This window comes from Variovorax sp. MSC1_012, assembly GCF_023667525.1.
GTDB lineage: Bacteria > Pseudomonadota > Gammaproteobacteria > Burkholderiales > Burkholderiaceae_C > Variovorax > Variovorax beijingensis_B.
In genome coordinates, this window is the sequence record NZ_CM174443.1 from 1,744,305 (window position 1) to 1,769,760 (window position 25,456).

Sequence of the window (25,456 nt, forward strand, 5' to 3'; positions counted from 1 at the left end):
CAGGGCATGAGCGATTCCCTGGTTTCATCCCCCCTTGCCGTGCGCCGCGCTTACGTGCTGGCCGGTGCGGCCGCCCTGCTGGGCCTCGGCGGCTGCGCGGCCGTGCGTTCCACCGACCGCGCCGAACCCTATACCAACCAGGAATGGTTGCAGTCCAGCGCCAACCGCATTGCCAACCTCTCCCTGCGCGACAACCTGCAATCGATCCGGCGCGTGCAGACCACGCTCTACCGGCGCAACCCACGCGAATGGCGCAAGTCGGCCACCAGCATCGAGGCGGCCGCCCAGCGCGCCTGGGATGCGGTGCTGACCGGGCCCGCCCTGCCCGAGCTGCGCGGCGCCACCGGCATCGATGCCATCCGCATGGCCTTCGATACCGGGCCGCAGGGCTACCAGGGGGACCGGGTGGCCGCGCTGGTCGTCGGCTGGGCCACGATGCTCAAGCAGGCCAACGGCGACACCTGGGACCAGACCATGCTCGACGGCGTCAACGCCGAGAACAGCTTCCGGGCCGCTCGCAACTTCGAGATATCGCTCTGGCTGATTGCCTCCAAGACGGGCCCCGACGGCCAGCCCCTGCTGCTGGCCACCGAGATCAGCGAGCGCGGGCGCAACCTCGTGGCCGACCGCGAACTGTCCAAGGTGGTGGCGCGGCTCGACCTGCTGGCCGCCCAGGCCGACGAAAAATACCGGCGCGCGGCGCTCGATTTCGGCCAGAACTGGGTCATGGGCGTCGTGATGCCCTTCATCACGCTCGTGCCCAGGTAGGGCGTCGGCCTTCGGAAATATATTTCCCAAATTGCCGTTTGCGGTAATATGTTTCCGTGAACAAGCAGGAACTCATCGCCACCCTGACGGCCCGGCGCGAGGCCGCCGGCCTCAACAACGCAGAAATTGCACTGCGCTCCGGCCTGACCGAGAGATCGGTGCGCAATGCGCTGAGCCTGAAGGGAAATCCGCAGATGTCCTCGCTGCTGGCGCTGGTGGATGCGCTGGGCCTCGAACTGCAGCTCGCACCCAAGGGCTTCGGCGCACGCGCGGACACCGATCCCGGCTATCGCCCGGTGCCCACGCGCATCGGCAATGCCGTCGGCGCTGCGGCTGCGCCGACGGCTTCGGCTTCCGGGTCCCGTTCGAAGAAGCGTTCGCCATGAACGTCAAGATCCTCGAGATCTCGCTCGGTGCGCGCCGCTTCGGCAAGCTGTTCCAGTACGCCGACCTCTGCCGCTTCGTGGCAGAGCCCGAACTGGTGGCCGCGCCGCCGCCCGAGGTGCTTTCGCTTTCGATGGTGGCCAGCGATCCCTCGGCGCAGGCCGCCCTGTGGAGCGACGTCAAGAACCCGCTCTTCAACGCACAGGGCGGGCAGCTGCCGCGCTTCTTCCAGAACCTGTTGCCCGAAGGCGTCCTGCGCAGCCACATCGCGCAGTTGCGGGGCTGCCGCGAGAACGATCACTTCGAGCTGCTTGCGGCTTGCGGCGGCGACCTGCCCGGCGCGGTGAGCGCCCGGCCGGTTTCGGTCGACCGCGGCACCTTGCAGCGGCTCATCACGCAGGACCAGGACGCGCTCGAGATGTCCGTAGTCGAGCTGCCCATGCCGCAGGGCATCTCGGTGTCGGGCGTGCAGCCCAAGCTCGGCCTGCGCCGGCAGGGCGGGCGCTACGTGGCCCGCACCCGCGCCGGCGCGAGCACGCGCGTGATCGCCAAGCTGCCGGTGGCCGGGCGCCCCCACATGCCGCAGCTGGAAATGCTCTCGCTCCAGCTGGCGGGCGCGGCCGGCGTCGAGGTCTGCCATGCCGAACTCGCGCCGCTCTCGGCCATCGCCGCCGAGCACAGCTACGCGCTGCCCGACGAGCCCGACTTCCTTGCCGTGACGCGCTTCGACCGCGAAGGCGCGCGCCGCATCCATTTCGAAGATTTCGCGCAGGTGCTCGCGGTCGACCCGATGCACAAGTACAGCGCCAGCTATCTCGACATGGCGCTGGCGATGCGCGCCTTTCCATCCCTCGGCGAGGAAGCGGTGCTCGAACTCGTGCGGCGCCTCGCGGTGAACGATCTGCTCGGCAACCCCGACGCGCATCTGAAGAACTTCGGCGTGCTCTACCCCGACGGCATCGCGCCGCGGCTGGCGCCGGCCTACGACATCGTGGCCTATGCCGCGCTCCAGGGCGTCGACGGCCATGCGCTGCCTCTCCTGCCGGCGGCGCCGGGTGAGGCCGCCCCCAGGCGCAGCGCCCTGTTCACGCCTGCCAACGTGCGTGCCTTCTGCTTCTCGGCGGGAGTGCACGAACCGCTGGTGCGGCGCGCCGTTGCCGACACGGCACGGCTCGCTCGCAGCCGCTGGCCCGCGATGATCGAGGCATCAGCGCTGCCGGCCGCGTGGAAAAAACGGCTGCAGCAGCGCTTGCAGGCACATCCCTTGCTGCAGGGCATGGCCAGGCGCGGCAAATGAAAAAAATGAAAACGCGCCCCCTAGAATGATCCGGCCCTTCACTCCTCCACCCATTCGAGGCAGCAGCAACTCATGAGCTCCATCAATTTCATCGGCGGCGAAAAAGGCGGTGTCGGCAAGTCGGTCACGGCGCGCGTGCTGGCGCAGTACTTCATCGACCACAGCAAGCCCTTCACGGGCTTCGACACCGACCGCTCGCACAGCTCGTTCACGCGCTTCTACGAAGGCTTTGCCTCGCCCATCGTGGTCGACAGCTTCGAGGGCCTGGACACCGTGGTGAACGGCTTCGAGACCAACCCGCAGCAAAGCGTCATCGTCGACTTGGCGGCCCAGACGCTCGCGCCGCTGTCGCGCTGGATCAAGGAATCGGACCTGTTCGACGTGTTCGACGAGTTGGGCGTGGCCGTCAACTTCTGGCACGTGCTGGACGACGGCAAGGACTCCACCGACCTGCTCGGCACGCTGATCGACACCTTCGGCAACCGGCCCAACTACATCGTGGTGCAGAACTACGGCCGCGGCAGCGACTTCGGCATGCTGCTGGCCTCGCAGTCGCTCTCCAAGGCCACCGCGAACGGCGCCCGCGTGATCACGCTGCCGCGCCTGCACGAGGCGAGCATGCGCAAGATCGATGCGCAGAACACCAGTTTCTGGAAGGCCGTGAACGACCGCGAAGGGCCGCATGCGCTCGGCCTGCTGGAGCGCCAGCGCGTGAAGTCCTGGCTGGCGACCGCCTACGCGGCCTTCGACACCCTGCCGCTCTAGCTAGCGCGCCGCGGGCCGGCGAAGCAGCAGCACGAGCAGCAGGACCGCCAGCACCACGAAGGCAATGAACGACCAGTTCGCCAGCGTCAGGCCGAACAGCGACCAGTCGACCTTCGAGCAGTCGCCGCCGCCGCGGAAGATCATCGGCAGAGCCCGCTTGAGCGGAAAGGTCTCGATCATTCCGTACAGGTCGCGCCCGCAGGTCACGACCTCGGGCGGGTTCCACTGGAGCCAGCTTTGCGACGCCGCCGTGTAGGCGCCGCCAACGGCCGACACCAGCGCCAACACGCCACCCGTCGCCTGCAGGCCGCGGCTCCTGAACATGCCGGCCAGCCCCGTGAAGAGCGCCACCAGCACCAGCGCGTAGCGCTGCACGATGCACATGGGGCAAGGCTCGAGGCCGACCACGTGCTGCAGGTAGAGCCCGAAGGCCAGCATCAGGACGCAGGCCAGGCAGACCAGCCCATACGCGCGGCGCGGCGCGCCGAAGTACCAATCGATCAAGGGGAAACCCAATCTTCTTCTACGAACACCCGGGCCTTGCGCGGGGTGGCGACGACGGTGTCGCCCTCTTGCAAGCCCAGTTCCCGGAACTGTTGCGCAGGGAGTTGCGCTTCGATGATGGTTCCGGAGCCCGGATTATCTGGATTCGTTTCGGTGGGCTCAAGTTCCAGCCGCGCGATCGGGCCGACCACGATGGCGCGCGACAGGGTGGCCACGATGCCGGTGGCGCCGGCGGTGTAGCGCTCCACGGTAAGGTCGTGCGGACGCACATAGGCCATGGCCTTGGCGTCGCGCGCGCCGCTGTGTTCGGGCGAATCGAGGCGCATGCCGTCGAGTTGCACCGCGCCGTTGTCGGCGCGGCCATGGAACAGGTTCACGTCGCCCAGGAAGCCATAGACGAAGGGGCTCGCGGGCTGGTCCCACACCTCCTGCGGCGAGCCGACCTGCTCGATGCGGCCCTTGTTGATGACCACCACGCGGTCGGCCACCTCGAGCGCTTCTTCCTGGTCGTGCGTGACGAAGATGGAAGTGACGTGCAGTTCGTCGTGCAGCCGGCGCAGCCAGCGGCGCAGTTCCTTGCGCACCTTGGCATCGAGCGCGCCGAAGGGTTCGTCGAGCAGCAGCACCTTGGGCTCCACCGCCAGCGCGCGCGCCAGTGCGATGCGCTGCCGCTGGCCGCCCGAAAGCTGCGAAGGATAGCGGTCGGCCAGCCAGTCGAGCTGCACCAGCTTGAGCAGGTCGGTCACCTTCTGCCTGATCTGCGCGTCGCTCGGGCGCTCCTTGCGCGGCTTCACGCGTAGGCCGAAGGCGACGTTCTCGAACACCGTCATGTGGCGAAACAGCGCGTAGTGCTGGAACACGAAGCCCACCTGCCGCTCGCGCACGTGCACGTCGGTGGTGTCCTCGCCCGAAAAGAGAATGCTGCCGGTGTCGGCCGTCTCCAGCCCCGCGATGATGCGCAGCAGCGTGGTCTTGCCGCAGCCCGAGGGGCCGAGCAGCGCGACGAGTTCGCCCGACTCGACGTCGAGGTTCACGTTGTTCAGGGCCCGGAAGTCGCCGAACTGCTTGCTGATGTTGCGGATTTCGATGCTCATGGTCTTCTGTTCTTTCTCTCTCAGGCCGCCGTGGTTTCCGGCGGGCGCTCGGGCGGCAGCTCGGCAATGGCCTTCATTTCGCGCTCATGACGCCACTCGATGACCGACTTGATCACCAGCGTGACCAGCGCCAGGATGGCGAGCAGCGAGGCCACGGCAAAGGCCGCCACCGACTGGTATTCGTTGTAGAGCACTTCCACATGCAGCGGCATGGTGTTGGTCTGGCCGCGGATGTGGCCCGACACCACCGACACCGCGCCGAACTCGCCCATGGCGCGTGCGTTGCAGAGAATCACACCGTACAGCAGGCCCCACTTGATGTTGGGCAGGGTCACGCGCCAGAAGGTCTGCCAGCCGGTCGCGCCAAGCACGATGGCAGCCTGCTCCTCGTCGGTGCCCTGTGCCTGCATCAGCGGCACGAGCTCGCGCGCGATGAACGGGAAGGTCACGAACACGGTCGCCAGCACGATGCCCGGTACCGCGAAGATGATCTTGATGTCGTGCTCGGCCAGCCACGGGCCGAACCAGCCCTGCGCGCCGAACACCAGCACGTAGATCAGGCCCGCCACCACCGGCGACACCGCAAAAGGCAGATCCACCAGCGTGGTCAGGAAGGCCTTGCCGCGGAACTCGAACTTGGCGATGGCCCAGGCCGCGGCCACGCCGAACACCAGGTTCATCGGCACCGCGATGGCGGCTGTGATCAGCGTGAGGCGGATCGCGCTCCAGGCGTCGGGCTCCTTCAGCGCTTCGAGATAGGCATCGAGACCCTTGCGCAGCGCCTCGACCGCCACGGCGGCCAGCGGCAGCACGAGGAACAGGAACATGAACGCGAGCGCCAGGCCGATCAGCAGCCAGCGCACCCAGGCCGATTCGGTGGTGCCGGCCTGCGCGCGGCGGATGATTTTGGAAGGCGCACTCATTTCAAGCCCCCGCGCGCTTGCGCTGCCACGCCTGCAGGCCGTTGATGACCAGCAGCAGGACGAATGAAATGACCAGCATCACGAGCGCGACCGCGGTGGCACCCGCATAGTCGTACTGCTCCAGCTTGCCGATGATGATGAGCGGCGTGATCTCCGAGATCATCGGCATATTGCCGGCGATGAAGATCACCGAGCCGTACTCGCCGATGGCGCGTGCGAAGGCCATCGCAAAGCCCGTGAGCAGCGCCGGCGCGATCGACGGGAAGATCACCTTCGTGAAGGTCTGCAGCCGCGTCGCGCCGAGCGACGTGGCGGCTTCCTCGAGCTCCTTCTCGGCGTCCTCGAGCACCGGCTGCACCGTGCGCACCACGAAGGGCAGCCCGATGAAGATCAGCGCAATCACGATGCCCGCCGGCGTGAACGCCAGCTTGATGCCGTGCGGCTCGAGCAACTGCCCGATCCAGCCGTTGCCCGCGAGCAGCGCCGTCAGCGAAATGCCGGCCACCGCCGTCGGCAGCGCGAACGGCAGGTCGACCAGCGCATCGACGATGCGCTTGCCCGGGAACTTGTAGCGCACCAGCACCCAGGCCACGAGCAGGCCGAACACCGCGTTCACCATGGCCGCGATCAGCGAGGCGCCGAAGGTGAGCCGGTACGAGGCCATCACGCGCGGCGCGGTCACGGCCACCCAGAACTGCTCCCAGCTCAGCGTGAAGGTCTTGAAGACCAGCGCCGAGAGCGGAATCAGCACGATCAGGCTCAGGTAAAGAATGGAGAAGCCGAGCGTGATGTGAAAGCCCGGCAGCACCCGCTTGGAACCCCCTGCCCGGTTCACATGCGAAAGCGGCGCTCCCGCGGACGGGAGCGCCGAAGAAGCAGCGCCGCTCATTTACTTTGCGCCGGGCGTGTAGAGCTTGTCGAACTGGCCGCCGTCGTTGAAGTGCACCTTCTGCGCATCGCCAAGGCTGCCGAACAGTTCCTGCACCGTGAACAGCTGCAGCGGCTTGAAGGTGGCTGCGTACTTCTTGAGCACGGCCTGCGAGCGCGGACGCAGCGCGTGTTTGGCGGCGATTTCCTGCGCCTCTTCGGAATAGAGCCAGTCGAGGTAGGCCTTGGCGAGTTCGCCCGTGCCCTTCTTCTTGGTCGTGCGCTCGACCATGGCCACCGGGTTCTCGGCCACGATGCTGATCGACGGATAGACCGAATCGACCTTGCCCGTGCCGAATTCGCGGTCGATCGACACCACTTCGGATTCGAAGGTGATGAGCGCATCGCCGATGTTGCGCTGCAGGAAAGCGGTGGTCGCGTCGCGGCCGCCGCGCGCCAGCACCGGCACGTTCTTGAACAGCTTGCCGACGAACTCGGCCGCCTGGGCGTCGGTGCCGCCCTTCTTCTTGACGTAGCCCCAGGCCGCCAGGTAGGCGTAGCGCCCGTTGCCGCCGGTCTTGGGGTTGACGATCACGACCTGCACGCCGGGCTTGACCAGGTCTTCCCAGTCCTTGATGCCCTTGGGGTTGCCGTTGCGCACCAGGAACAGCATGGTCGAGGTGGTGGGCGATGCGTTCTCGGGGAATTTCTTGTTCCAGTCCTTCGCGACCACGCCGGCGTTGGCCAGGAAGTCGATGTCGGTGGAGGTGTTCATGGTCACCACGTCGGCATCGAGGCCGTCGGCCACCGCGCGCGCCTGGGCGCTGGAGCCGCCATGCGACTGGTCGATCTTCACGTCCTTGCCGGTGGTCTTCTTGTAGTTGGCCACGAACGCCGCGTTGTAGTCCTTGTAGAACTCGCGCGCCACGTCGTACGAGGCGTTCAGCAGCGTGCTGCCCTGGGCGAAGGCGCTGCCGCCCGCGAATGCGGAAGACGCCAGCGCGAGCACGGCGGCGAAGGTCTTGAATCTGGAAGTCATGTGGTTGCCAAGTTTTCTGAAAATTCACGGCCCGCCGGCCAGGCGGCGGGCTCGTCGGTCAGCGACTGGAGCAAGGCGAGGCCGAGCGGCCAGTCTCCATGCCCCGAATCGATGTTGATATGGCCCGCATTCTGCATGCGGACAAACTCACTGCCCCAGGCGCGGGAATAGGCGCCGGCCAGGCGGATCGGGCAATACGGATCGTTGCTGCTCGCCACCACGATGCTGCGGTACGGCAGCGCCGCATAAGGCACGGGCGCGAAGTCCGACAGCACGGCCCGGCGCTCCGGATCGGCCGGCGCCACCAGCAGCGCCCCGCGGATGCGCGCCGCCGCCTCCGCCGGCAGGTGCGCCGTGGCGATGCAGCCCAGGCTGTGCGCGGCAATCACCACCGGCCCGGGGCTTTCGAGCACCAGCCTGGCCAGCGTGGCCACCCAGGCCTCGCGCCTGGGCGAGGCCCAGTCGTCCTGCACCACCCGCGCCGCGCCCGGAATGCGCTCCTCCCACAGGCTCTGCCAATGGCCGGGCCCGGAGTCGCGCCAGCCGGGCACGATGATCACGGAAGTCTGCATGAAGGCGCCGCCCTGCCCGCTTACTTGTTCGGCTGCGGCGTGATGCGCAGGTAGGGCTTCACGGCCTTGAAGCCCTTGGGGAAGCGCTCGGCGAGCTCGGCCGGGTCCTGGATGCTCGGGATGATGACTACGTCGTCGCCGTCCTTCCAGTTCACGGGCGTGGCCACCTTGTGGCTGTCGGTGAGCTGCAGCGAATCGATCACACGCAGGATCTCGTCGAAGTTGCGGCCGGTCGATGCCGGGTAGGTGATGGTCGCGCGGATCGTCTTCTTCGGATCGATGATGAAGACGCTGCGAACGGTGGCCGTGGCCGATGCGTTCGGATGGATCAGGTCGTACAGGTCGGCCACCTTGCGGTCGTGGTCCGCAACGATGGGGAAGTTGACGGTCGTGTTCTGCGTCTCGTTGATGTCGCCGATCCACTCCTTGTGCTTCGTGGCCGGATCGACGCTGAGCGCGACGGGCTTCACGCCGCGCTTGGCGAATTCGCCCGACAGCGCTGCCGTCTTGCCAAGTTCCGTGGTGCACACGGGCGTGAAGTCGGCCGGGTGCGAGAAGAACACCACCCACGAATCGCCGGCCCACTGATAGAAGTCGAGGGGGCCTTCGCTGGAGTCCTGGGTGAAATTGGGGGCTGTGTCGCCGAGTCGCAGGGTCGCCATGGTCGCTCCTTGGATGGATGGGAGCCTGGGATTGTGCGAAGCGGAGCTTCAATGCCAAACGAATATCTACTTGTTTGGTTATGGCGTTTTCCGCATAAGGAGCGGCTGTTCAGGCTAATACATGCCCGATTGGCTCCCGCTCATGTGCTCGGCCAGGAAATCGATCAGCTGGCGAACCGCGGGCACCAGGGCCCGGCGCGGCGGAAAGACCATGTGCGCGATCACCGGCGCGGGCCCCCAGCCGGGCAGCACCTGCGCGAGCCGGCCCGCTTCCACGTCGGCGCGGCACATGTAGCCGGGCAGCAGCGTCGCGCCCACGCCCTCGAGCGCGGCCAGCTGCAGCGTCGCCAGATCGTCCACCACGCAGCGCGGCGTATGGACGTGCACGTGAATCTCGCCGTTCGGGCCCTCGAGCCGCCATTCGCTGCGCCCCTCGCCGTTGGCCGACATGGCCGTCGTCGGCAGCCGCGCCAGGTCGTCCGGCGTGCGGACCGGGCCCAGGCGCTGCAGCAGCTCCGGCCGGGCGACGAGCACGCCGCGGCTGGTGCCCAGCACCTTGGCCACGAGCGTGGTGCTGTCCTCGATGGCGGGGCGCACGCGCAGCGCGATGTCGATCCCCTCTTCGATCAGGTCCACGGGCCGGTTCATGACGCGCAGGTCGACGCGCACCGCCGGGTAGCGCTCCATGAAGCGCGGCAGCAGCTGTGCGAGCCCGCTGTGGGCGATGGTGATCGGGCAGCTCAGGCGGACCGTGCCGCAGGGCTCGGTGTGCACCTGTGCCACCGCCTCGGTCGCGGCCTGCGCCGCATCCCGCACGGCGGCCGAATGCCGCAGGAAGATCTCGCCTGCCGGCGTGAGCGACAGCCGCCGCGTGCTGCGCTGCATCAGCTGCACGCCGAGGCGGTCCTCCAGCTCCGCCACGCGGCGCGACAGGCGCGACTTGGGAATGCCGAGTGCGCGGCTGGCCGCGGCAAAGCCGCCGCGCTCTGCCACTTCGGCGAAGAAAACCATGTCGTTGAGGTCTTGCATGCGGCGATTGTCCTGCATGTGGAACGATGTAGTCAAAATTTGGCTACTTATCGCCCACTCGCATCAAAAATAGAATTACTCCATCGCCGGCCACCTTTGAGCGCCGACCCTCCACACGAAAGTGATCGACCATGAAGCTGCTCCACATCGACTCCAGCATCCTGAGTGCCAATTCGACCTCCCGCCTCCTCACGGCCGAGATCGTGGCAGCCTGGAAAGCCGCGCATCCCGACACCACGGTCGAGTACCTCGACCTCGCCGCCAACGCCCCGTCGCACTTCGGCGCCGATGCCCTGGGCATCAAGACCGGCGTGCAGGCCCAGCCGACCGAAGCCCAGCAGCGCGAAAATGAACTCTCGGAACAGCTCGTGAGCCAGTTCCTGGCTTCCGACGTGATCGTGGTGGGCGCGCCGCTGTACAACTTCTCGGTGCCGACCCAGCTCAAGGCCTGGATCGACCGGCTCGCGCAGATCGGCCGCACCTTCAAGTACACCGACAAGGGCCCCGTGGGCCTGGCCGGCGGCAAGACCGTGATCGTGGCGTCGAGCCGCGGCGGGATCTACTCGACCACCGAAGGCGGCCAGGCCGCGGAACACCAGGAGAGCTACCTGAAGGTGATTTTCGGCTTCTTCGGCATCACCGACGTGCGCTTCGTGCGTGCGGAAGGCCTGGCCATGGGCGACGCGCCCAAGGCCGCCGCGCTGGCCTCGGCACGCGCCGACATCCGGGCGGCAACGACCGAAGCCGCCAACCAGCAGGACGTGGCCCAGGCCGCCTGAGCCTCGGGTTCCTCCATGAAAAATGCCGCCCCTGGGGCGGCATTTTTCATGGGGTTCGACAGTCCCCAGGCGTGTCAGGCGGCCGCGTGGCTCTTGACCCAGGCCACGTACTTGTCCATCCAGCCCTGCAGGAACTTCTTCGTGCCTTCATTGCCGATGTGGCCCTTGTCGTCGAACAGGCCTTCCTTGGCCTGAAGGAACGCCTCCGGCTGCCCGAGCGTGGGGACATCGAGGTACGCCAGCACCGTGCGCAGATGCTGCTGCGCCACCGCGGTACCGATGGCGCCTACCGAAATGCCCAGCACGCCCGCCGGCTTGCCGGCCCAGGCGCTCTGCCCATAGGGGCGCGACGCATGGTCGATCGCGTTCTTCAGCACGCCGGGGAACGAGCGGTTGTATTCGGGCGTGACGAACAACAAGCCCTGGGCGGCCGCGATCTCGGTCTTGAGCCGCTTCACCGAAGGCGCCTGGTTGCCGTCCTCGTCCTGGTTGTACAGGGGCAGATCGTCGATGCGCAAATGCTCGAACGTGAAGTCCGGCGGCGCGAGGTGCGCCAGCGCAAGGGCCAGCTTCTGGTTGAACGAATCCTTGCGAAGGCTGCCGACGATCACGGCAATTCGGGTCTGGCTCATGGATGAGGCTCCTTTGGGGTTGGGGAAAACATGACCGGAATGATTATGCGAAGCGCCCAAGACCTTTTCCAGAAAAGCTCTTCGGCCCCGCCGTGGCTTTGCGGCATGCGCAGCACGCTTGCGCAATCGCGTGCATCATCGCCCGAGCCTTTTGGTTCGAGGAGCAGTTCACGATGCGATTTCTGATGGTGGGTGCCGGTGCACTCGGTGGTTATTTCGGCGGCCGGCTGCTGGAGGCGGGGCGCGACCTGAGCTTTCTGCTGCGACCGCGGCGGGCGGCACAGATCGCGAAGACCGGGCTGGTGGTGCAGAGCCCCTTCGGCAACCTGCAACTGCCCTCGCCGCCCCACGTGCTGGCCGAGGACATCCAGGCGCCGTTCGACGTGATCGTGGTCGGCAGCAAGGCCTACGACCTCGACGCGACCATGACGTCGTTCGCGCCGGCCGTGGGCCCGGACACGGTCATTCTTCCGCTGCTGAACGGCATGAGCCACATCCACCGCCTGGCCGAGCGCTTCGGCAGCGAACGCGTGCTCGGCGGCCTGTGCATGATCTCCGCCACGCTGGACGACGAGGGCCGCGTGCTGCACCTGAACGACATGCACGGCCTTGCCTTCGGCGAGCGCGCGGGCGGACGCTCGACGCGAGTCGATGCCATTGCCGCGCAGTTCGCGGGCGCGAAGTTCGACGCCACGCTGAGCGAGAACATCTCGCAGGACATGTGGGAGAAGTGGGTCTTCATCGCCTCGGCGGCCGGCCTCACGAGCCTGATGCGCGCGTCCATCGGCGACATCGCGAGCGCAGGCGGCCAGGACGTGGCGCTCGCGATCTTCGACGAATGCTGCGCCATTGCCGCGCACAACGGCTTCGCACCGCGTCCGGCAGCCATCGAGCGCGGCCGCGCCATGATGACGGCGCCGGGCTCCCCGATGACCGCCTCCATGTACAAGGACATCGTGCGCGGCGCGCCGATCGAGGCCGACCACATCATCGGCGACCTGCTGGGCCGCGCGCCCGCCGCCCCTTCTTCTTCATCCGTGCCTTCGGTGCTGCGCACGGCCTACGTCCACCTGAAGGCCTACGAGGCGCGGCGCGCCCGCGAAGCGGCCTGAGGCTTTCTTCTCGATGACCGATGCCATCGCCTTCCTCCACACGGCGCAGGTCCATGTGCCGACCTTCGAGCGCCTGACCCGCGAGATCGCGCCCGAACTGGAGGTGCGCCACCTGGTGATGGAGGAACTGCTGCACGAAGCCCGCGCCGTGGGCATCGACAACCCGATGCTGGCCGCGCGCGTGCACGAGGCCATGCGCGAGGCCGCATGCGAGGGCGCCGCCGTGGTGGCGTGCACCTGCTCCACCATCGGCGGCATCGCGGAAAAGACCCCCACCGGCGGGGCCTTCGCGGCCCAGCGCATCGACCGCGCGATGGCCGACCGCGCCGTGCGCGCGGGCCCGCGCGTGCTGATTGCGGCGGCGCTCGAAAGCACGCTGGAGCCGACCACCGCGCTGGTTCTTTCGGCCGCCGCGCAGGCCGGCGTCGGCGTCAGGCCGAGCGCGCTCCTGGTCGCCGAGGCCTGGCCGCACTTCGAAGCCGGCGACAGCACCCGCTACATCGAGGTGCTGGCCAGCGCGATCCGCAGCGCCGCCATCGGGGCCGACGTGGTGGTTCTGGCGCAGGCCTCGATGGCCCCCGTCGCGGACCAACTGGCAGACCTCGGCATCGAGGTGCTCGGCAGTCCCGGCCCGGGCGTTGCGCATGCCGTGGCCACGCTGCGCGCCTCGCGCTCGGCCTGGGCGCCGTGGGGCGCTACTCCGACTTGAGGATCGTCTCGCCCTTCAATGCGCCCATGTCGCGGATGTTGAAGCGGTGCCGCTTCCAGCCGGCCCAGGTGCGGCGCAGGTGGGTGATCGAGATGAAGTAGTAGAGAAACTTGAACATGCCGAGCGCGCGCCATATCGGCGTGCCGCGGTAGATGTCGCCGGCCAGCAGCGACATCAGGCCCTCCTTCACGCGGAACGGATTGCCCGGGTGCATGAACATGTCGCGGATGGTCGGGTTGGTCACGCGGTAGATGAACCACGAATACTCCCGCGGCCCCTTGCGCATCATGGCCTCGAAGCTCTCGCGCACGGGCGCCAGTTCGGCCGGCCGGTCGAGCGCGGTGGCCACCAGCTCGGCGCCGTCGAAGGCGCTGTGCATCGCCAGGTACACGCCCGACGAGAACATCGGGTCGATGAAGGTGAAGGCGTCGCCCAGCATCAGGTAGCGGTCGCCCGTGGCGTGCGTGCTCGAATACGAGAAGTTGCCGGTGGCATGCACCGCATCGTCCACCAGCGTGGCGTGCTTCAGCCGGTCCACCAGCACCGGGCACAGCGCGATGGTGTCGTAGAAGAACTCCTTGAGCGGCTTGTCGCGCGTCTTCAGGTAGTACGGCCAGCAAACGGCGCCCACGCTGGTGGTGCCGTCGGCCAGCGGAATGAACCAGAACCAGCCGTGCGCAAACCAGCAGATGCTGATGTTGCCTTCCTTCTTGCCCTCGAGCCGCTCGGCGTTGGTGAAGTGGCCGAACAGTGCCGTGCTGTTGTGGTCGGGGTTCTTTTCCTTGCAGCGGAATTTGTTGGCCAGCAGCGTGTCGCGCCCCGTGGCATCGACCACGAAGCGCGCGCGCCAGCTGCGCCTGGCGCCGTCGTCCATCTGGGCCTGCACCGTGGCGCCATCCGCGTCGAAGGCCACGTCGCGCACCTTGCAGCCCTCGAGCGTCTGCGCGCCGCGCGTGGCGGCATTGCGGAACAGCAGTTCGTCGAGTTCCGAGCGGCGCACCTGCCAGGCGGAATCGAGCGACTTGTCCATGCCTTCGGCAAATTCCACGTAGCTGCGGTGCTCGTGCTCGGGCGAGACGAATTCGATGCCGAACTTGGGCATGCCGATCCTGTCGACCTGGTCGCGCACGCCGAGCTTGTCGAACAGCTCGACGTTCCCGGGCAGCAGCGATTCGCCGATGTGAAAGCGCGGGTGGTGCTCCTTTTCGAGCAGCACCACCTTGCGTCCCTGCTGCGCGAGCAGCGCGGAGATCGTGGAGCCTGCGGGGCCGCCGCCGATCACGAGGACATCGCAGGATTCGTCGGCTGCCGGGGGCGTGGAAGAAGCAGGGGAAGTGGCTTGGGGCAAAGACATGCGGAAGCAAGCAACATGAGTGACAACGGCCAAGCATAGCGCGGCCGCCCGCTACCCGGCCTCCGGTGGATTCCTATGGCGCGCTGGCTTTGGGCGCGTTCTGGAGGCTGGCCTGCGTCACGCTCGCGCCCGCGGGCACGTCGTCGGTGATCCACACGTTGCCGCCGATGACCGCGCCCTTGCCCAGCGTCACGCGCCCGAGGATGGTGGCGCCGGCGTAGATCACCACGTCGTCCTCCACCACCGGATGGCGCGGCAGGCCCTTCTGCAGGTTGCCCTCGGCATCGGTCGGAAAGCGCTTGGCCCCCAGCGTCACGGCCTGGTACAGGCGCACGCGCTTGCCGATGACCGCCGTCTCGCCGATCACCACGCCCGTGCCGTGGTCCATGAAGAAGCCCGCATCGATCTGCGCACCGGGATGGATGTCGATGCCGGTCTGCGCATGCGCGAGCTCGGCCACGATGCGCGCCAGCAGCGGCAGCCCGAGCCTGTAGAGCTCGTGCGCCAGCCGGTGGTGGATCATCGCGAGCACGCCCGGGTAGCACAGCAGCACCTCGTCCACGCTGCGCGCCGCCGGGTCGCCCTGGTAGGCGGCAAGCACGTCGGTGTCGAGCTGGCGGCGCAGTTGCGGCAACGTGTTCGCGAACTGGCGGATGGCCTCGGTGGCGAGGCCGTCGACTTCGCTCGCGGGGCGCGGCTCGTGGCGGGCGTTGTAGTTGAGTTCCAGCCGCGCCTGAACCAGCAGCGCCTGCAAGGCGGTGTTCAGCGTGTGGCCGACGTAGAAATCCTCGCTCTCGTGGCGCAGGTCGGGCGGGCCGAGCCGCATCGGAAACAGCGCGCCCTTGAGCGATTCGATGACCTGCGCCAGCGCATCGCGCGATGGAAACTCGCGCGTGCCGGGCTCGCGCGAGCGGCGCTGCGAATCGCGCCACTCGTCGCGCGCGGCGTGCAGCGCGCGGACGATGTCGCCTACTTCGAAATTGGCCATGGCTTTCTCTCCGGGCGTTGTGCAGATCACACTGTAGAAGCCCATGGCCGATGTGCCAAGAACTGAAAACCCGGCGCGACGGTGGCGCCTGGGTCGTTCGCAAGCCCCGGGATCGTCAAAGCTTAGCGATCGAAACCTCGGTCGACTTCACGAGCGCGACCACGTCGGAGCCCACCTTGAGCTGCAGCTCGTCGACCGAGCGCGTGGTGATGACCGAGGTCACGATGCCCCAGGCGGTTTCGACGTCGACTTCGGAGACGACGTCGCCGCGGATGATCTCGCGGACCTTGCCCTTGAACTGGTTGCGGACGTTGATGGCTTGGATGGACATGGTGTTTCTTTCTCTTTGAGGTTGAAGGAAGGGTTCGGGCAGGAGAAACAAGGGCAAGGCGGTCACCCGGCGGCAGCCAGCGCCTGGTCGAGGTCGGCGACCAGGTCGTCGATGTGCTCGATGCCGACCGACAGGCGCACGGTGTCTTCCGTGACGCCGGCCCGCGCCAGCTCGTCGGGCGAGAGCTGCCGGTGCGTGGTGGAGGCCGGGTGCGTGGCGAGCGAGCGCACGTCGCCGATGTTCACCAGCCGCGTGAAGAGCTTGAGCGCATCGAGGAACTTCGCCCCGCCCTCGCGGCCGGCGCCGATGCCGAAGGTCAGCACGCCGCTGGAGCGGCCGCCGAAGTACTTCTTCGCCAACGCATGGTCGGGATGGTCTTCGAGCGCCGCGTAGTTGACCCAGTTGACGGCCTTGTGTGTCTTCAGGTGCTGGGCCACCGAAAGCGCATTGCTGCTGATGCGGTCCATGCGCAGCGCCAGCGTCTCGATGCCCTGCAGGATCAGGAAGGCGTTGAACGGCGAGATGGCCGCGCCCGTGTTGCGCAGCGGCACCACGCGCGCGCGGCCGATATAGGCGGCCAGGCCCAGCGCCTCGGTGTAGACCACGCCGTGGTAGCTCACGTCGGGCTCGTTCAGGCGCCTGAAGCGCTGCTTGTGCTCGGCCCACGGGAACTTGCCCGAATCGACGATGGCGCCGCCGATGCTGGTGCCGTGGCCGCCCAGGTACTTGGTGAGCGAATGCACCACGATGTCGGCGCCGTGCTCGATGGGCCGGCTCAGGTACGGCGAAGGCACGGTGTTGTCCACGATCAGCGGCACGCCGTGGCGGTGCGCGATCTCGGCGATGGCCGCGATGTCGGTCACGTTGCCGGCCGGGTTGCCGAGCGATTCGACGAACACCGCCTTGGTCTTCTCGTCGAACAGCTTCTCGAAGCTCGCGGGATCGCGGTGGTCCGCGAAGCGCGTGGTGATGCCGAACTGCGGGAGCGTGTGCGCGAACAGGTTGTAGGTGCCGCCGTAGAGCGCGGTGCTGCTGACGATGTTGTCGCCGGCCTCGGCGATGGTCTGGATCGCATAGGTCACGGCCGCCTGGCCGGAGGCCAGCGCGAGCGCCGCAATGCCGCCTTCGAGCGCGGCCACGCGCTGCTCGAGCACGTCCTGCGTCGGGTTGTTGATGCGGGTGTAGATGTTGCCGGGCACCTTCAGGTCGAACAGGTCGGCGCCGTGCTGCGCGCTGTCGAAGGCATAGGCCACCGTTTGATAGATGGGCGGCGCCACGGCGCGCGTGGTCGGCTCGGGCGAATAGCCGGCGTGCACCGACAGGGTTTCGAATTTCCAGTTCTGCGACATGCGACTGCCTTTTTCGTTGTGATGGATGAACGATGGATTCAGATCGCCCAGCGCAGCGTGTGCGCCGAGGGCTGCAGCCAGCTGGCGTCCGTGGCCGCGGGCTCGGCCTCGCCGGGCTTCTGCAGCACGCGGTCGAGAATGCGTTTCTCGATGGCCGCGAACGCCGGGTCGCCCTGCGAGCGCGGCCTGGCGAGCGCAATGCTCTCGTCGAGCGCGATGCGCCCGTCCTCGATCAGGATCACGCGGTCCGCGAGCGCCACGGCCTCCTGCACGTCATGCGTCACCAAGAGCGCCGTGAAGCGGTGGCGCTGCCAGAGGTTCTCGATGAGGCGATGCATCTCGATGCGCGTGAGCGCGTCCAGCGCGCCCAGCGGCTCGTCGAGCAGCAGCAGGCGCGGGTGATGCACCAGCGCCCGTGCGAGCGCCACCCGCTGGCGCTGGCCGCCCGACAGGCGCGCCGGCCATTCGTTCTCGCGGTCGGCCAGGCCCACCTGCGCGAGCACCTCCTTGCCACGCGCCTTGGCCTCGGCGGGCAGGCCGAGCGTCACGTTGTCGAGCACCCGGCGCCACGGCAGGAGGCGCGCCTCCTGGAACATGATCCGGGTGTCGTCGTGCAGGCCGTCGATGGCCTTGCCGTCCGTGAAGAGCCCGCCAGAGCTGGCCTTCTCGAGCCCGGCAATGAGCCGCAGCAGCGTGCTCTTGCCGCAGCCGCTGCGTCCGACGATGGCGATGAACTGCCCCGGCTCGATGGCGAGCTGTGTGTTGCGCAGCACCTCGCGCTCGCCATAGCGCTTGTGCAGCCCGCGCGCCTCCAGGCGAACGCCGCCTGCGATGGCCGGCGCTTGTGTGTTTTTCAGGACGGCATTCATGATGTTTGTGTGCTCCTCACTTCGAAGTCGTCTTTTTCTGGTAGCCCGGATGCCAGCGCAGCCACCATTGCTCCAGCCCGCGCGCAAACAGGTCGGCCAGCTTGCCGAGCAGCGCATACAAGAGGATGCCCACCAGCACGATGTCGGTCTGCAGGAATTCGCGGGCGTTCATCGTGAGATAGCCGATGCCGGCCTGCGCCGAGATGGTTTCGGCCACGATCAAGATCACCCACATCAGCCCCAGCGAAAAGCGCAGGCCCACCAGGATGGACGACAGCGCGCCGGGCAGGATCACCTCGCGGTACAGCTGCCAACGCGAAAGCCCGTAGGTGCGCCCCATCTCGATCAGCTGCGGATCGACGTTGCGGATGCCGTGGAAGGTGTTGAGGTAGATCGGAAAGAACACCGACACCGAGATCAAAAGCAGCTTGGCCGACTCGTCGATGCCGAACCACAAAATCACGAGCGGAATGAGCGCCAGCGCGGGAATGTTGCGCACCATCTGGATGGTCGAGTCGAGCAGCGTCTCGAAGAACTTCACCGAGCCTGTCAACAGGCCCAGCACCAAGCCCGTTCCGCCGCCGATCGCAAGGCCCGCGAGCGCACGGCCCGCGCTCACCTTGACGTGCGTCCAGAGCTCGCCCGACACGGCCAGCCCCCAGGCGGCCTTGACCACGTCCACCGGCGCCGGCAGCACCCGCGTGGAGAGCCAGCCCAGCGATGAAGCGATCTGCCAGAAGACGATCAGCCCCACCGGCACCAGCCACGGCACCAGCCGAGCCGCCACGCTGGCGCCGAAGGCCCCGAGCGCGCCGCCGGCGTTTTCTTCCGAAGAAGGCGCGACCGCTGGCAGTTTTTGCACTTGTTCCGTCATGGGAGATCCTTAGCTTTGGGAGGCGAGGCGCGACGGCGCATCGAGATTGGCAACCACTTCGCCGAACGGTCCGCTCAGCAATCCACCCGCGAGCCGCGACTGCGCCTTGCGCGAGAGCAGCGGGAACACCAGCTCGGCGAAGCGGTAGGCCTCTTCGAGATGCGGGTAGCCCGAGAGAATGAATTTGTCCAGGCCGAGCGCCGCGTATTCCTCGATGCGCGCCGCCACCGTCTGCGGGTCGCCGACCAGCGCGGTGCCCGCGCCGCCGCGCACAAGGCCGACGCCGGCCCAGAGATTCGGCGAGATCTCCAGCTCGGCGCGCGAGCGCCTGGCACCGCCGGCGTGCAGCGCGGCCATGCGGCGCTGGCCTTCGGAATCCATGCGCGCGAAGGCGGCCTGGGCGCGGATCACGGTCTCGTCGTCGACGCGGCTGATCAGTTCCTCGGCGGCCTTCCATGCGGCGTCATCGGTCTCGCGCACGATCACATGCAGCCGGATGCCGAACTCGACCGTACGGCCCCTGCGCGCGGCGCGGTTGCGCACGTCGGCGATCTTCCTGGCCACCTCGGCGGGCGGTTCGCCCCAGGTGAGATAGGCATCGACCTGCTCGGCCGCAAGCTCGTGCGCGGCGGCCGACGAGCCGCCGAACCACACCGGCGGACAGGGGTCCTGCACCGGCGGATAGAGCAGCTTCGCGCCTTTCACGCTCAGGCGCCGGCCCTCGTAGTCGAAGGCCTGCCCACTGTGGCTGCGCGCAAGGATCTCGCGCCAGATGCGGATGAACTCGGCCGATTGCTCGTAGCGCGCCGCATGGTCCAGGTACACGCCGTCGCCTTCGAGCTCGGCCTGGTCGCCGCCGGTGACCAGGTTCACCAGCAGGCGGCCGCCCGACAGGCGATCGAAGGTCGCGGCCATGCGCGCGGCCAGGCTGGGCTGGTGCAGGCCGGGCCGCACCGCCACCAGGAACTTGAGCTTCTTCGTCGCGCCGATCAGGCTCGAGGCGATCACCCACGGGTCTTCGCAGGAGCGGCCGGTGGGAATCAGCACGCCTTCGTAGCCGAGATGGTCGGCCGCGCCCGCGATCTGCTGCAGGTAGGCCAGGTCGATGGGCCGCGCGCCTTCGCTGGTGCCGAGATAGCGGCTGTCGCCGTGGGTGGGGAGAAACCAGAATATCTGCATGTCGTCTTTCCGTGGTGCTGCCTCAGATCGCGAAGAAGACGCCGCGCACGCGGGGCAGTGCGCAGCGCAAGCGCGGTGATGCAGTCCGCAAGCGCCGCGGCTCGGCAAGGCCCCAGGCGCGCGTGGTCGTGGCAAGCACGCGGGCGGCGCGATGGCGCAAGGCTTCGTGCATCACGCAATGCCCGCCGCGGCGGCCTCGAGCACGCTGATCCTTCGGGGGATCAGCTTCAGGTCGAAGAAGGTGTCGGCGATCTTCTGCTGCTCGGCGAGCACGGCCTTGCTGATGGGACTGGTCCCGTAGGCGGCGCGCGCCACCGTCAGTTCGGCCACCGGCTTCGGCAGGCCCCACAGGGCAGCGAACTCGGCGGCAAGGTCGTTCTTGTGGGCGGTGCCCCAGACGTCGACCTTGTTGATTTCCTCGATCGCAATGGCCAGCACGTCGGCATTCTTGGCGGCGTAGCCGAGCGACGAGAAGTAGTAGCCGCGGTTGCCCACCACGCCGGTCGCGTCGGCCAGGACGCGGGCCTCGAGCGATTTCTCGGCGGCGGCAAGGAACGGGTCCCAGATCACCCATGCATCGACCGAGCCTTTTTCGAAGGCCGCGCGCGCATCGGCCGGCGGCAGGAAGACGAGATTCAGGTCGCTGTAGGCAAGGCCGTGCTTCTCGAGCAGCTTGGCGATGAAGTAGTGGACGTTCGAGCCCTTGTTGAGCGCGACTTTCTTTCCCTTCAGCTCGGCCACGGTCCTGATGGCCGAGCCCTTGGGCACCAGCACCGCTTCCGACTGGGGCCGCGGCGGCGTGGTGGCCACGTAGGCCAGCGGCGCGCCGGCGGCCTGCGCGAAGATCGGCGGCGCCTCGCCCACGTCGCCGAAGTCGATGGAGCCGACGTTCAGTGCCTCGAGCTGCACGGGGCCGGCGGTGAACTCGGTCCACTTCACGGCCACGCCGAGCGGGGCCAGCCGCTTCTCGAGCGTGCCGCGGCCCTTGAGGATGCTGAGAGCGCCCTTCTGGTGGCCGATGCGCAGCTGCCGTGCCGGCGCCTGGGCCAGCGCCGCGAAGGAAGGCAATGCGATGGCGGCGGCAGCGGCGCCCTGCAGCAGTCGGCGGCGCGGGATGGAGATGGAAGTCATGGGCTCGTCCTTTTCTTTTCGAATGCGGATGGAGGTGGCCTCAGGCCGAGATGAAGCCGACGATCAGCGCGATGGCGGTCACCACGATCGTGCTGATGGCCAGGTCCCGCAGCGCCTTCCAGATGGAGCGGGGCTGCGCTTCGAGTGCGGAGTCTTCGGTGGCAACGGGGTTCATGCGTGATTCCTTGTGCAAAAACTTCGGGCAAAGCTGTGCCCTCGTCGCGCAAGACGCGACTTCAAGAACGGGAACGGGAATGGGGCTGGCTGGACTCGGGTTCGATCAGGAACCCGTTCTAGACACTACATCGCACCCTGGAGAACGGCACGGGCTCGAAGCCATGCGTGGCCGGCAGCTTCAGCCCTTCGGTCGCGAGCACCTCGACGGCCTCGTTGAGCCGCTCGGCCAGGTCGGGATGCACTTGGTAGGCGTTCTCGGGCGTGAGCGTGATCTGCGAATCGGTCGCGTAGACGCCCGGCAGAATGTGGCGCGCCGACAGCGCATGCAGCACCGGCCGCAATGCGTAGTCGAGCGCGAGCATGTGGTGCGGACTGCCGCCGGTGGCCAGCGGCAGCACGGTCTTGCCCTTGAGCGCGTTCTGCGCCAGCAGGTCGAGAAAAACCTTCAGTACGCCGCTGTAGGCGGCCTTGTAGACCGGCGTGGCCACCACGACCACGCGCGCATGCGCCACCTGCGCAATCGCGCGCTCGATGGCCGGATGGTTCCAGTCGGCCAGCAGCAGCGCCTGGGCCGGCAGGTCGCGGATCGCGAGCCGCTCGATGTGGGCGCTGCGCCCGGCCAGCCGCTCGCCCACGGCCTCGAGCAAGGCGGTGGAACGCGAAGGTGCGGAAGGACTGCCGGCAATCAGGAGAACGGACACAAGGGACTTTCGGTTTTCTTCGGAATTTCGCTTCGAGGGTGCGGGGCGAATTACTTCTGCTTGGCCGTGTAGATCTGGTCGAAGGAAGCGCCGTCGGCAAAGTGCTCCTTGTCGGCCTTGGCCCAGCCGCCGAAGGCCTGGTCGATGCTCACCAGCGTGAGCTTGGGAAACTGCTTGTCGTACTTGGCCCTGGCTTTTTCCGAGGTCGGGCGGTAGAAGTTGCGGCCCGCGATGTCCTGGCCTTCGTCCGAATACAGGTACTTGAGGTATTCCTCGGCCACCGCGCGGGTGCCCTTCTTGTCGACCACCTTGTCGACCACCGCCACAGTGGGCTCGGCCAGGATCGAGATCGACGGCACCACGATCTCGAACTTCTCGGCGCCGAATTCCTTCAGCGCCAGGAAGGCCTCGTTCTCCCAGGCCAGCAGCACGTCGCCCACGCCGCGCTGCACGAAGGTGATGGTGGCGCCGCGCGCGCCGGCGTCCAGCACGGGCACGTTCTTGAACAGGTTGCCGATGTATTCCTTGGCCTTGGCGTCGCTGCCGTACTTGCGCTTGGCGAATTCCCAGGCGGCCAGGTAGTTCCAGCGCGCGCCGCCAGAGGTCTTGGGGTTGGGCGTGATCACCTGCACGCCGGGCTTCACGAGATCGTCCCAGTCCTTCAGGCCCTTGGGATTGCCCTTCTTCACCAGGAACACGATGGTCGAGGTGTAGGGCGCCGAGTTCTGCGGCAGGCGCTTCTGCCAGTCGGCCTTGACGAGGCCGCCGTGCCTGGCAAGGGCGTCGATGTCGCCGCCCAGCGCCAGCGTGGCGACGTCGGCATCGATGCCGTCGATGATCGAGCGGGCCTGCTTGCCCGAGCCGCCGTGCGACTGCTTGATGGTCACGTCCTGGCCGGTCTTGCCCTTCCAGTATTTGGCGAACGCGCGGTTGTAGTCCACGTAGAGCTCGCGCGTCGGGTCGTACGATACGTTCAGCAGCGTCACGGGGGCCGCGCCCTGCTGTGCGAACGACGGCAATGCCGTCAGGGCCATGGCACCGGCCACGCCGGCACCCAGGTAAAGCTTGATAAAGTCGCGGCGAAGGCTCATGGTGTCTTGCTCAAAAAGGCATATCAATGAAGCTGCGTATTCTCAATACGACATATAGAAACTGGAACGACCGAGTTTTCAGTTCTAAATAGCCAAATCAACTAAGCAACCGCTTTCCCCACCAGAGGCAATCAAAAATGGCACGCATGGTTCAGTGCATCAAGCTCGGCAAAGAGGCCGAAGGGCTCGACTTCCCGCCCTACCCCGGGGAATTGGGCAAGCGCCTGTGGGAGAACGTCAGCAAGGAAGCCTGGGCCGCCTGGCTCAAGCAGCAGACCATGCTGGTCAACGAGAACCGGTTGAATCTGGCCGATCTGCGCGCCCGCCAGTACCTGGCCCGCCAGATGGAAAAGCACTTCTTCGGCGAAGGCGCGGACGTCGCGCAGGGTTACGTCCCCCCCTCGAACTGAGCCCGCCTTGGCCGCCGAGCCCGTCGCCTGGCGCGCCGACGGCGTGCCGTCCAGCGAGCGCTTCGGCGACATCTATCACACCGAAACCGGGGCGCTGGCGCAGTCGCGCCACGTGTTCCTGGGCGGCTGCGCCCTGCCCGGCGCCTGGTCCGGGCAGCCGCAATGGCGGATTCTCGAAACCGGATTCGGGCTCGGCCTCAATTTCCTGACAAGCTGGCAGGCCTGGCGCGCGGATGCGAACCGGCCGCGGATGCTGCACTACGTCTCGGTCGAGGCGTACCCGGTCGGGCCTCATGACCTGCTGCGCGCCGCCGGGGCCTACCCCGAGCTGATGCCGCTGGCCGAGCAACTGGCCGCGCAGTGGCACGGGCTGCTGCCGGGCTTTCACCGGCTGGCCTTCGACGCCGGCCACGTGCTGCTCACGCTGTGCATCGGCGACGTGCAGCCGATGCTGCGCGCGCAGCGCTTCGAGGCCGACAGCATCTTCCTGGACGGCTTCAGCCCGCAGCAGAACCCGGCCATGTGGTCGCCAGACACGCTGAAGGCGGTGTCGCGCTTTGCGCGCCAAGGCACCGGCCTTGCCACGTGGACCTATGCGCGTGCGGTGCGCGATGCGCTCTCGCAGAACGGCTTCCAGCTCCAAAGGCGCCAGGGCCTGCCGCCCAAGCGCGACTGCCTGGGCGGCGTGTTCGCGCCGGCCTGGACGGTGCGCCGCCGCGGCCCCGCGCCCGGGCACATCGAAACGCCGGGCCGCTGCGCCGTGATCGGCGCCGGGCTGGCGGGCGCGGCCGTGGCCGCCAGCCTGGCGCGGCGCGGATGGCAGGTCACGGTGCTCGATGCGGCGGGCCACCCCGCCGCCGGTGCGTCCGGACTGCCGGTCGGCGTGATGGCGCCGCATGTCTCGCCCGACGATGCCCTGCTGTCGCGGCTCACGCGCGCCGGCATCCGCGCGACCTGGCATGAACTGGAACGCCTGCTGGAGGAAGGCCGCGATTGGCGCGCCAGCGGCGTGCTGGAGCGCCGGCCCGAAGGCGACACGCGGGTTCCCGCCGGGTGGAGCGACTGTGGCCCCAATGAATCGTGGCCCGCGAGCGCCGCGCAATTGGCAGAGGCCCGCTTGCCGGCCGATGAACCGGCCCTCTGGCATGCGCGCGCGGGCTGGGTCCGGCCGCAACGGCTGATCACGGCCTGGCTGCGCGGGCCGGGGATCGAGTTCCGCGGCAACACGCGGGTGGCGCGGGTGGCGCGCGCTGGCGACGCATGGCAGCTGTTCGATGCGGCGGACCAGCTGCTGGCCGAGGCGGAGCGCGTGGTCATCGCCGCGGGCTTCGAATCCGGCCGCTTCGCGCCAGGGCTTCCGCTGCAGCCCGTGCGCGGCCAGGTCATGTGGGGTGCCATGGCAGCGGATGAGAGACTTCCCGCGACCCCCGTCAATGGCGACGGCCACCTGATCGCGCATGTCCCCGCCGACGACGGCGCCCAACTCTGGCTGGCCGGCGCCACTTTCGACCGCGACAGCACCGACCTGGAACCGAACGACGCCGATGCCGCCGCCAACCGCGAGCGCCTGGAGCGGCTGCTTCCCGCCGCAGTCGCCGCACTGGCCGCGAGCTTCGATCGCAGCCAGGTCAATGCATGGGTCGGCGTGCGCTGCGCATCGGGTGATCGCCGGCCGCTGGTCGGCCCGCTCGATGCCGATGGGTCCGGTGCACCCAGCCCCTGGGCCTGCACCGCGCTGGGCTCGCGCGGCCTGAGCTTCGCGGCCCTGTGCGCGGAGCTGCTGGCCGCGCAATGGCATGGCGAACCACTGCCGCTGCCGGCCAACCTGGCCAAGGCGCTTGCCACCCAGCGAACGCAAGCGTAGGC

29 protein-coding genes are annotated in these 25,456 nt (G+C 67.8%); 9 read left to right on the top strand and 20 right to left on the bottom strand.

Annotated elements, in window-relative coordinates; translation table 11 throughout:
* Positions 1 to 6 precede the first annotated feature (6 nt).
* From L1081_RS08210 to L1081_RS08225, 4 genes are all read left to right on the top strand, one after another.
* Complete coding sequence (locus L1081_RS08210) at positions 7 to 768, top strand: hypothetical protein (protein WP_489415988.1); 762 nt, start codon at positions 7 to 9, stop codon at positions 766 to 768.
* A 56-nt stretch (positions 769 to 824) separates the two neighbouring features.
* Positions 825 to 1,154, top strand: a complete 330-nt coding sequence (locus L1081_RS08215; protein WP_489415989.1) for a helix-turn-helix domain-containing protein — start codon at positions 825 to 827, stop codon at positions 1,152 to 1,154.
* Positions 1,151 to 2,449, top strand: a complete 1,299-nt coding sequence (locus L1081_RS08220; RefSeq protein WP_489415990.1) for a HipA domain-containing protein — start codon at positions 1,151 to 1,153, stop codon at positions 2,447 to 2,449. The genes L1081_RS08215 and L1081_RS08220 overlap by 4 nt, the downstream gene beginning before the upstream one ends.
* Positions 2,450 to 2,521: 72 nt before the next feature.
* Positions 2,522 to 3,214, top strand: a complete 693-nt coding sequence (locus L1081_RS08225) for a P-loop NTPase family protein (protein ID WP_012748058.1) — start codon at positions 2,522 to 2,524, stop codon at positions 3,212 to 3,214.
* On the opposite strand, the gene L1081_RS08230 is transcribed toward L1081_RS08225, so the two are convergent.
* From L1081_RS08230 to L1081_RS08265, 8 genes are all read right to left on the bottom strand, one after another.
* Positions 3,215 to 3,718, bottom strand: coding sequence for a disulfide bond formation protein B (locus L1081_RS08230; RefSeq protein ID WP_489415991.1), 504 nt, complete (start codon positions 3,716 to 3,718; stop codon positions 3,215 to 3,217).
* Positions 3,715 to 4,812 carry a sulfate/molybdate ABC transporter ATP-binding protein gene (locus L1081_RS08235; RefSeq protein ID WP_047783468.1) on the bottom strand — a complete coding sequence of 366 codons (1,098 nt, stop codon included), beginning with the start codon at positions 4,810 to 4,812 and terminating at the stop codon, positions 3,715 to 3,717. The genes L1081_RS08230 and L1081_RS08235 overlap by 4 nt, the downstream gene beginning before the upstream one ends.
* Positions 4,813 to 4,832: 20 nt before the next feature.
* Positions 4,833 to 5,735 carry a sulfate ABC transporter permease subunit CysW gene (gene cysW, locus L1081_RS08240; protein ID WP_489415992.1) on the bottom strand — a complete coding sequence of 301 codons (903 nt, stop codon included), beginning with the start codon at positions 5,733 to 5,735 and terminating at the stop codon, positions 4,833 to 4,835.
* A gap of 1 nt (position 5,736) precedes the next feature.
* Positions 5,737 to 6,624 (bottom strand): sulfate ABC transporter permease subunit CysT, encoded by an 888-nt coding sequence (gene cysT, locus L1081_RS08245; protein ID WP_489415993.1) that lies wholly within the window; start codon positions 6,622 to 6,624, stop codon positions 5,737 to 5,739.
* The gene (locus L1081_RS08250; protein ID WP_489415994.1) at positions 6,625 to 7,641 is read right to left on the bottom strand and encodes a sulfate ABC transporter substrate-binding protein; all 1,017 of its coding nucleotides are present in this window, start codon (positions 7,639 to 7,641) and stop codon (positions 6,625 to 6,627) included. It lies immediately after the preceding gene.
* On the bottom strand, positions 7,638 to 8,213 hold the full coding sequence (locus L1081_RS08255) for an alpha/beta hydrolase (protein ID WP_489415995.1): 576 nt from the start codon (positions 8,211 to 8,213) through the stop codon (positions 7,638 to 7,640). The genes L1081_RS08250 and L1081_RS08255 overlap by 4 nt, the downstream gene beginning before the upstream one ends.
* A gap of 20 nt (positions 8,214 to 8,233) precedes the next feature.
* Positions 8,234 to 8,875, bottom strand: coding sequence for a peroxiredoxin (locus L1081_RS08260; protein ID WP_489415996.1), 642 nt, complete (start codon positions 8,873 to 8,875; stop codon positions 8,234 to 8,236).
* 114 nt (positions 8,876 to 8,989) lie between these two features.
* Positions 8,990 to 9,904 (bottom strand): LysR substrate-binding domain-containing protein, encoded by a 915-nt coding sequence (locus L1081_RS08265; protein WP_489415997.1) that lies wholly within the window; start codon positions 9,902 to 9,904, stop codon positions 8,990 to 8,992.
* A 131-nt stretch (positions 9,905 to 10,035) separates the two neighbouring features.
* Here L1081_RS08265 and L1081_RS08270 point away from each other — a divergent pair, with 131 nt between their 5' ends.
* Positions 10,036 to 10,683 carry an NAD(P)H-dependent oxidoreductase gene (locus L1081_RS08270; RefSeq protein WP_489415998.1) on the top strand — a complete coding sequence of 216 codons (648 nt, stop codon included), beginning with the start codon at positions 10,036 to 10,038 and terminating at the stop codon, positions 10,681 to 10,683.
* 74 nt (positions 10,684 to 10,757) lie between these two features.
* On the opposite strand, the gene L1081_RS08275 is transcribed toward L1081_RS08270, so the two are convergent.
* Positions 10,758 to 11,315 (bottom strand): NAD(P)H-dependent oxidoreductase, encoded by a 558-nt coding sequence (locus L1081_RS08275; protein WP_489415999.1) that lies wholly within the window; start codon positions 11,313 to 11,315, stop codon positions 10,758 to 10,760.
* A gap of 173 nt (positions 11,316 to 11,488) precedes the next feature.
* Between L1081_RS08275 and panE the strand changes: the two genes are divergently transcribed.
* Complete coding sequence (panE, locus tag L1081_RS08280) at positions 11,489 to 12,427, top strand: 2-dehydropantoate 2-reductase (protein ID WP_489416000.1); 939 nt, start codon at positions 11,489 to 11,491, stop codon at positions 12,425 to 12,427.
* A 13-nt stretch (positions 12,428 to 12,440) separates the two neighbouring features.
* Positions 12,441 to 13,136 carry an Asp/Glu/hydantoin racemase gene (locus L1081_RS08285; RefSeq protein WP_489416001.1) on the top strand — a complete coding sequence of 232 codons (696 nt, stop codon included), beginning with the start codon at positions 12,441 to 12,443 and terminating at the stop codon, positions 13,134 to 13,136.
* Here the strand turns inward: L1081_RS08285 and L1081_RS08290 are convergent.
* From L1081_RS08290 to L1081_RS08340, 11 genes are all read right to left on the bottom strand, one after another.
* Entirely contained in the window at positions 13,123 to 14,490 is a 1,368-nt protein-coding gene (locus L1081_RS08290) for a tryptophan 7-halogenase (protein ID WP_489416002.1), read from the bottom strand. The genes L1081_RS08285 and L1081_RS08290 overlap by 14 nt on opposite strands.
* Before the next feature lie 73 nt (positions 14,491 to 14,563).
* Entirely contained in the window at positions 14,564 to 15,478 is a 915-nt protein-coding gene (gene epsC / locus L1081_RS08295; protein ID WP_489416003.1) for a serine O-acetyltransferase EpsC, read from the bottom strand.
* 115 nt (positions 15,479 to 15,593) lie between these two features.
* A complete protein-coding gene (locus tag L1081_RS08300; RefSeq protein WP_007829250.1) occupies positions 15,594 to 15,809 on the bottom strand; it encodes a TOBE domain-containing protein in 216 nt (71 codons plus the stop codon).
* A 62-nt stretch (positions 15,810 to 15,871) separates the two neighbouring features.
* Complete coding sequence (locus tag L1081_RS08305) at positions 15,872 to 17,158, bottom strand: O-acetylhomoserine aminocarboxypropyltransferase/cysteine synthase family protein (protein ID WP_489416004.1); 1,287 nt, start codon at positions 17,156 to 17,158, stop codon at positions 15,872 to 15,874.
* Positions 17,159 to 17,196: 38 nt separating this feature from the next.
* The gene (locus tag L1081_RS08310; protein ID WP_489416005.1) at positions 17,197 to 18,027 is read right to left on the bottom strand and encodes an ATP-binding cassette domain-containing protein; all 831 of its coding nucleotides are present in this window, start codon (positions 18,025 to 18,027) and stop codon (positions 17,197 to 17,199) included.
* 16 nt (positions 18,028 to 18,043) lie between these two features.
* Complete coding sequence (gene ssuC / locus L1081_RS08315) at positions 18,044 to 18,901, bottom strand: aliphatic sulfonate ABC transporter permease SsuC (RefSeq protein WP_489416006.1); 858 nt, start codon at positions 18,899 to 18,901, stop codon at positions 18,044 to 18,046.
* A 9-nt stretch (positions 18,902 to 18,910) separates the two neighbouring features.
* The gene (gene ssuD, locus L1081_RS08320) at positions 18,911 to 20,080 is read right to left on the bottom strand and encodes an FMNH2-dependent alkanesulfonate monooxygenase (RefSeq protein WP_489416007.1); all 1,170 of its coding nucleotides are present in this window, start codon (positions 20,078 to 20,080) and stop codon (positions 18,911 to 18,913) included.
* Positions 20,081 to 20,251: 171 nt separating this feature from the next.
* Positions 20,252 to 21,211: an aliphatic sulfonate ABC transporter substrate-binding protein gene (locus L1081_RS08325; protein ID WP_489416008.1), complete on the bottom strand. Its 960-nt coding sequence runs from the start codon at positions 21,209 to 21,211 to the stop codon at positions 20,252 to 20,254.
* 40 nt (positions 21,212 to 21,251) lie between these two features.
* The gene (locus tag L1081_RS08330; RefSeq protein ID WP_268992007.1) at positions 21,252 to 21,386 is read right to left on the bottom strand and encodes a hypothetical protein; all 135 of its coding nucleotides are present in this window, start codon (positions 21,384 to 21,386) and stop codon (positions 21,252 to 21,254) included.
* Positions 21,387 to 21,504: 118 nt separating this feature from the next.
* Positions 21,505 to 22,089 carry an NADPH-dependent FMN reductase gene (gene ssuE / locus L1081_RS08335; protein WP_124957825.1) on the bottom strand — a complete coding sequence of 195 codons (585 nt, stop codon included), beginning with the start codon at positions 22,087 to 22,089 and terminating at the stop codon, positions 21,505 to 21,507.
* 50 nt (positions 22,090 to 22,139) lie between these two features.
* Positions 22,140 to 23,180 carry a sulfate ABC transporter substrate-binding protein gene (locus tag L1081_RS08340; RefSeq protein WP_489416009.1) on the bottom strand — a complete coding sequence of 347 codons (1,041 nt, stop codon included), beginning with the start codon at positions 23,178 to 23,180 and terminating at the stop codon, positions 22,140 to 22,142.
* 137 nt (positions 23,181 to 23,317) lie between these two features.
* On the opposite strand from L1081_RS08340, the gene L1081_RS08345 reads away from it, so the two are divergent.
* Both L1081_RS08345 and mnmC read left to right on the top strand, forming a co-directional pair.
* Positions 23,318 to 23,590 carry an oxidative damage protection protein gene (locus L1081_RS08345; RefSeq protein ID WP_012748083.1) on the top strand — a complete coding sequence of 91 codons (273 nt, stop codon included), beginning with the start codon at positions 23,318 to 23,320 and terminating at the stop codon, positions 23,588 to 23,590.
* A 7-nt stretch (positions 23,591 to 23,597) separates the two neighbouring features.
* Positions 23,598 to 25,454, top strand: coding sequence for a bifunctional tRNA (5-methylaminomethyl-2-thiouridine)(34)-methyltransferase MnmC2/FAD-dependent 5-carboxymethylaminomethyl-2-thiouridine(34) oxidoreductase MnmC1 (gene mnmC / locus L1081_RS08350; RefSeq protein WP_489416010.1), 1,857 nt, complete (start codon positions 23,598 to 23,600; stop codon positions 25,452 to 25,454).
* Positions 25,455 to 25,456 lie beyond the last annotated feature (2 nt).

What these genes read in the sequence shown, in the direction of transcription:
- L1081_RS08255 (WP_489415995.1), bottom strand. Translation starts at nt 8,213, where the DNA reads ATGCAGACTTCCGTGATCATCGTGCCCGGCTGGCGCGACTCCGGGCCC.
- L1081_RS08305 (WP_489416004.1), bottom strand. Translation starts at nt 17,158, where the DNA reads ATGTCGCAGAACTGGAAATTCGAAACCCTGTCGGTGCACGCCGGCTAT.
- L1081_RS08310 (WP_489416005.1), bottom strand. Translation starts at nt 18,027, where the DNA reads ATGAATGCCGTCCTGAAAAACACACAAGCGCCGGCCATCGCAGGCGGC.
- ssuC (WP_489416006.1), bottom strand. Translation starts at nt 18,901, where the DNA reads ATGACGGAACAAGTGCAAAAACTGCCAGCGGTCGCGCCTTCTTCGGAA.
- ssuD (WP_489416007.1), bottom strand. Translation starts at nt 20,080, where the DNA reads ATGCAGATATTCTGGTTTCTCCCCACCCACGGCGACAGCCGCTATCTC.
- L1081_RS08250 (WP_489415994.1), bottom strand. Translation starts at nt 7,641, where the DNA reads ATGACTTCCAGATTCAAGACCTTCGCCGCCGTGCTCGCGCTGGCGTCT.
- L1081_RS08260 (WP_489415996.1), bottom strand. Translation starts at nt 8,875, where the DNA reads ATGGCGACCCTGCGACTCGGCGACACAGCCCCCAATTTCACCCAGGAC.
- L1081_RS08275 (WP_489415999.1), bottom strand. Translation starts at nt 11,315, where the DNA reads ATGAGCCAGACCCGAATTGCCGTGATCGTCGGCAGCCTTCGCAAGGAT.
- L1081_RS08345 (WP_012748083.1), top strand. Translation starts at nt 23,318, where the DNA reads ATGGCACGCATGGTTCAGTGCATCAAGCTCGGCAAAGAGGCCGAAGGG.
- L1081_RS08235 (WP_047783468.1), bottom strand. Translation starts at nt 4,812, where the DNA reads ATGAGCATCGAAATCCGCAACATCAGCAAGCAGTTCGGCGACTTCCGG.
- L1081_RS08270 (WP_489415998.1), top strand. Translation starts at nt 10,036, where the DNA reads ATGAAGCTGCTCCACATCGACTCCAGCATCCTGAGTGCCAATTCGACC.
- L1081_RS08225 (WP_012748058.1), top strand. Translation starts at nt 2,522, where the DNA reads ATGAGCTCCATCAATTTCATCGGCGGCGAAAAAGGCGGTGTCGGCAAG.
- L1081_RS08325 (WP_489416008.1), bottom strand. Translation starts at nt 21,211, where the DNA reads ATGACTTCCATCTCCATCCCGCGCCGCCGACTGCTGCAGGGCGCCGCT.
- L1081_RS08220 (WP_489415990.1), top strand. Translation starts at nt 1,151, where the DNA reads ATGAACGTCAAGATCCTCGAGATCTCGCTCGGTGCGCGCCGCTTCGGC.
- cysW (WP_489415992.1), bottom strand. Translation starts at nt 5,735, where the DNA reads ATGAGTGCGCCTTCCAAAATCATCCGCCGCGCGCAGGCCGGCACCACC.
- L1081_RS08330 (WP_268992007.1), bottom strand. Translation starts at nt 21,386, where the DNA reads ATGAACCCCGTTGCCACCGAAGACTCCGCACTCGAAGCGCAGCCCCGC.
- panE (WP_489416000.1), top strand. Translation starts at nt 11,489, where the DNA reads ATGCGATTTCTGATGGTGGGTGCCGGTGCACTCGGTGGTTATTTCGGC.
- L1081_RS08210 (WP_489415988.1), top strand. Translation starts at nt 7, where the DNA reads ATGAGCGATTCCCTGGTTTCATCCCCCCTTGCCGTGCGCCGCGCTTAC.
- cysT (WP_489415993.1), bottom strand. Translation starts at nt 6,624, where the DNA reads ATGAGCGGCGCTGCTTCTTCGGCGCTCCCGTCCGCGGGAGCGCCGCTT.
- L1081_RS08285 (WP_489416001.1), top strand. Translation starts at nt 12,441, where the DNA reads ATGACCGATGCCATCGCCTTCCTCCACACGGCGCAGGTCCATGTGCCG.
- epsC (WP_489416003.1), bottom strand. Translation starts at nt 15,478, where the DNA reads ATGGCCAATTTCGAAGTAGGCGACATCGTCCGCGCGCTGCACGCCGCG.
- L1081_RS08300 (WP_007829250.1), bottom strand. Translation starts at nt 15,809, where the DNA reads ATGTCCATCCAAGCCATCAACGTCCGCAACCAGTTCAAGGGCAAGGTC.
- L1081_RS08290 (WP_489416002.1), bottom strand. Translation starts at nt 14,490, where the DNA reads ATGTCTTTGCCCCAAGCCACTTCCCCTGCTTCTTCCACGCCCCCGGCA.
- L1081_RS08265 (WP_489415997.1), bottom strand. Translation starts at nt 9,904, where the DNA reads ATGCAAGACCTCAACGACATGGTTTTCTTCGCCGAAGTGGCAGAGCGC.
- L1081_RS08340 (WP_489416009.1), bottom strand. Translation starts at nt 23,180, where the DNA reads ATGAGCCTTCGCCGCGACTTTATCAAGCTTTACCTGGGTGCCGGCGTG.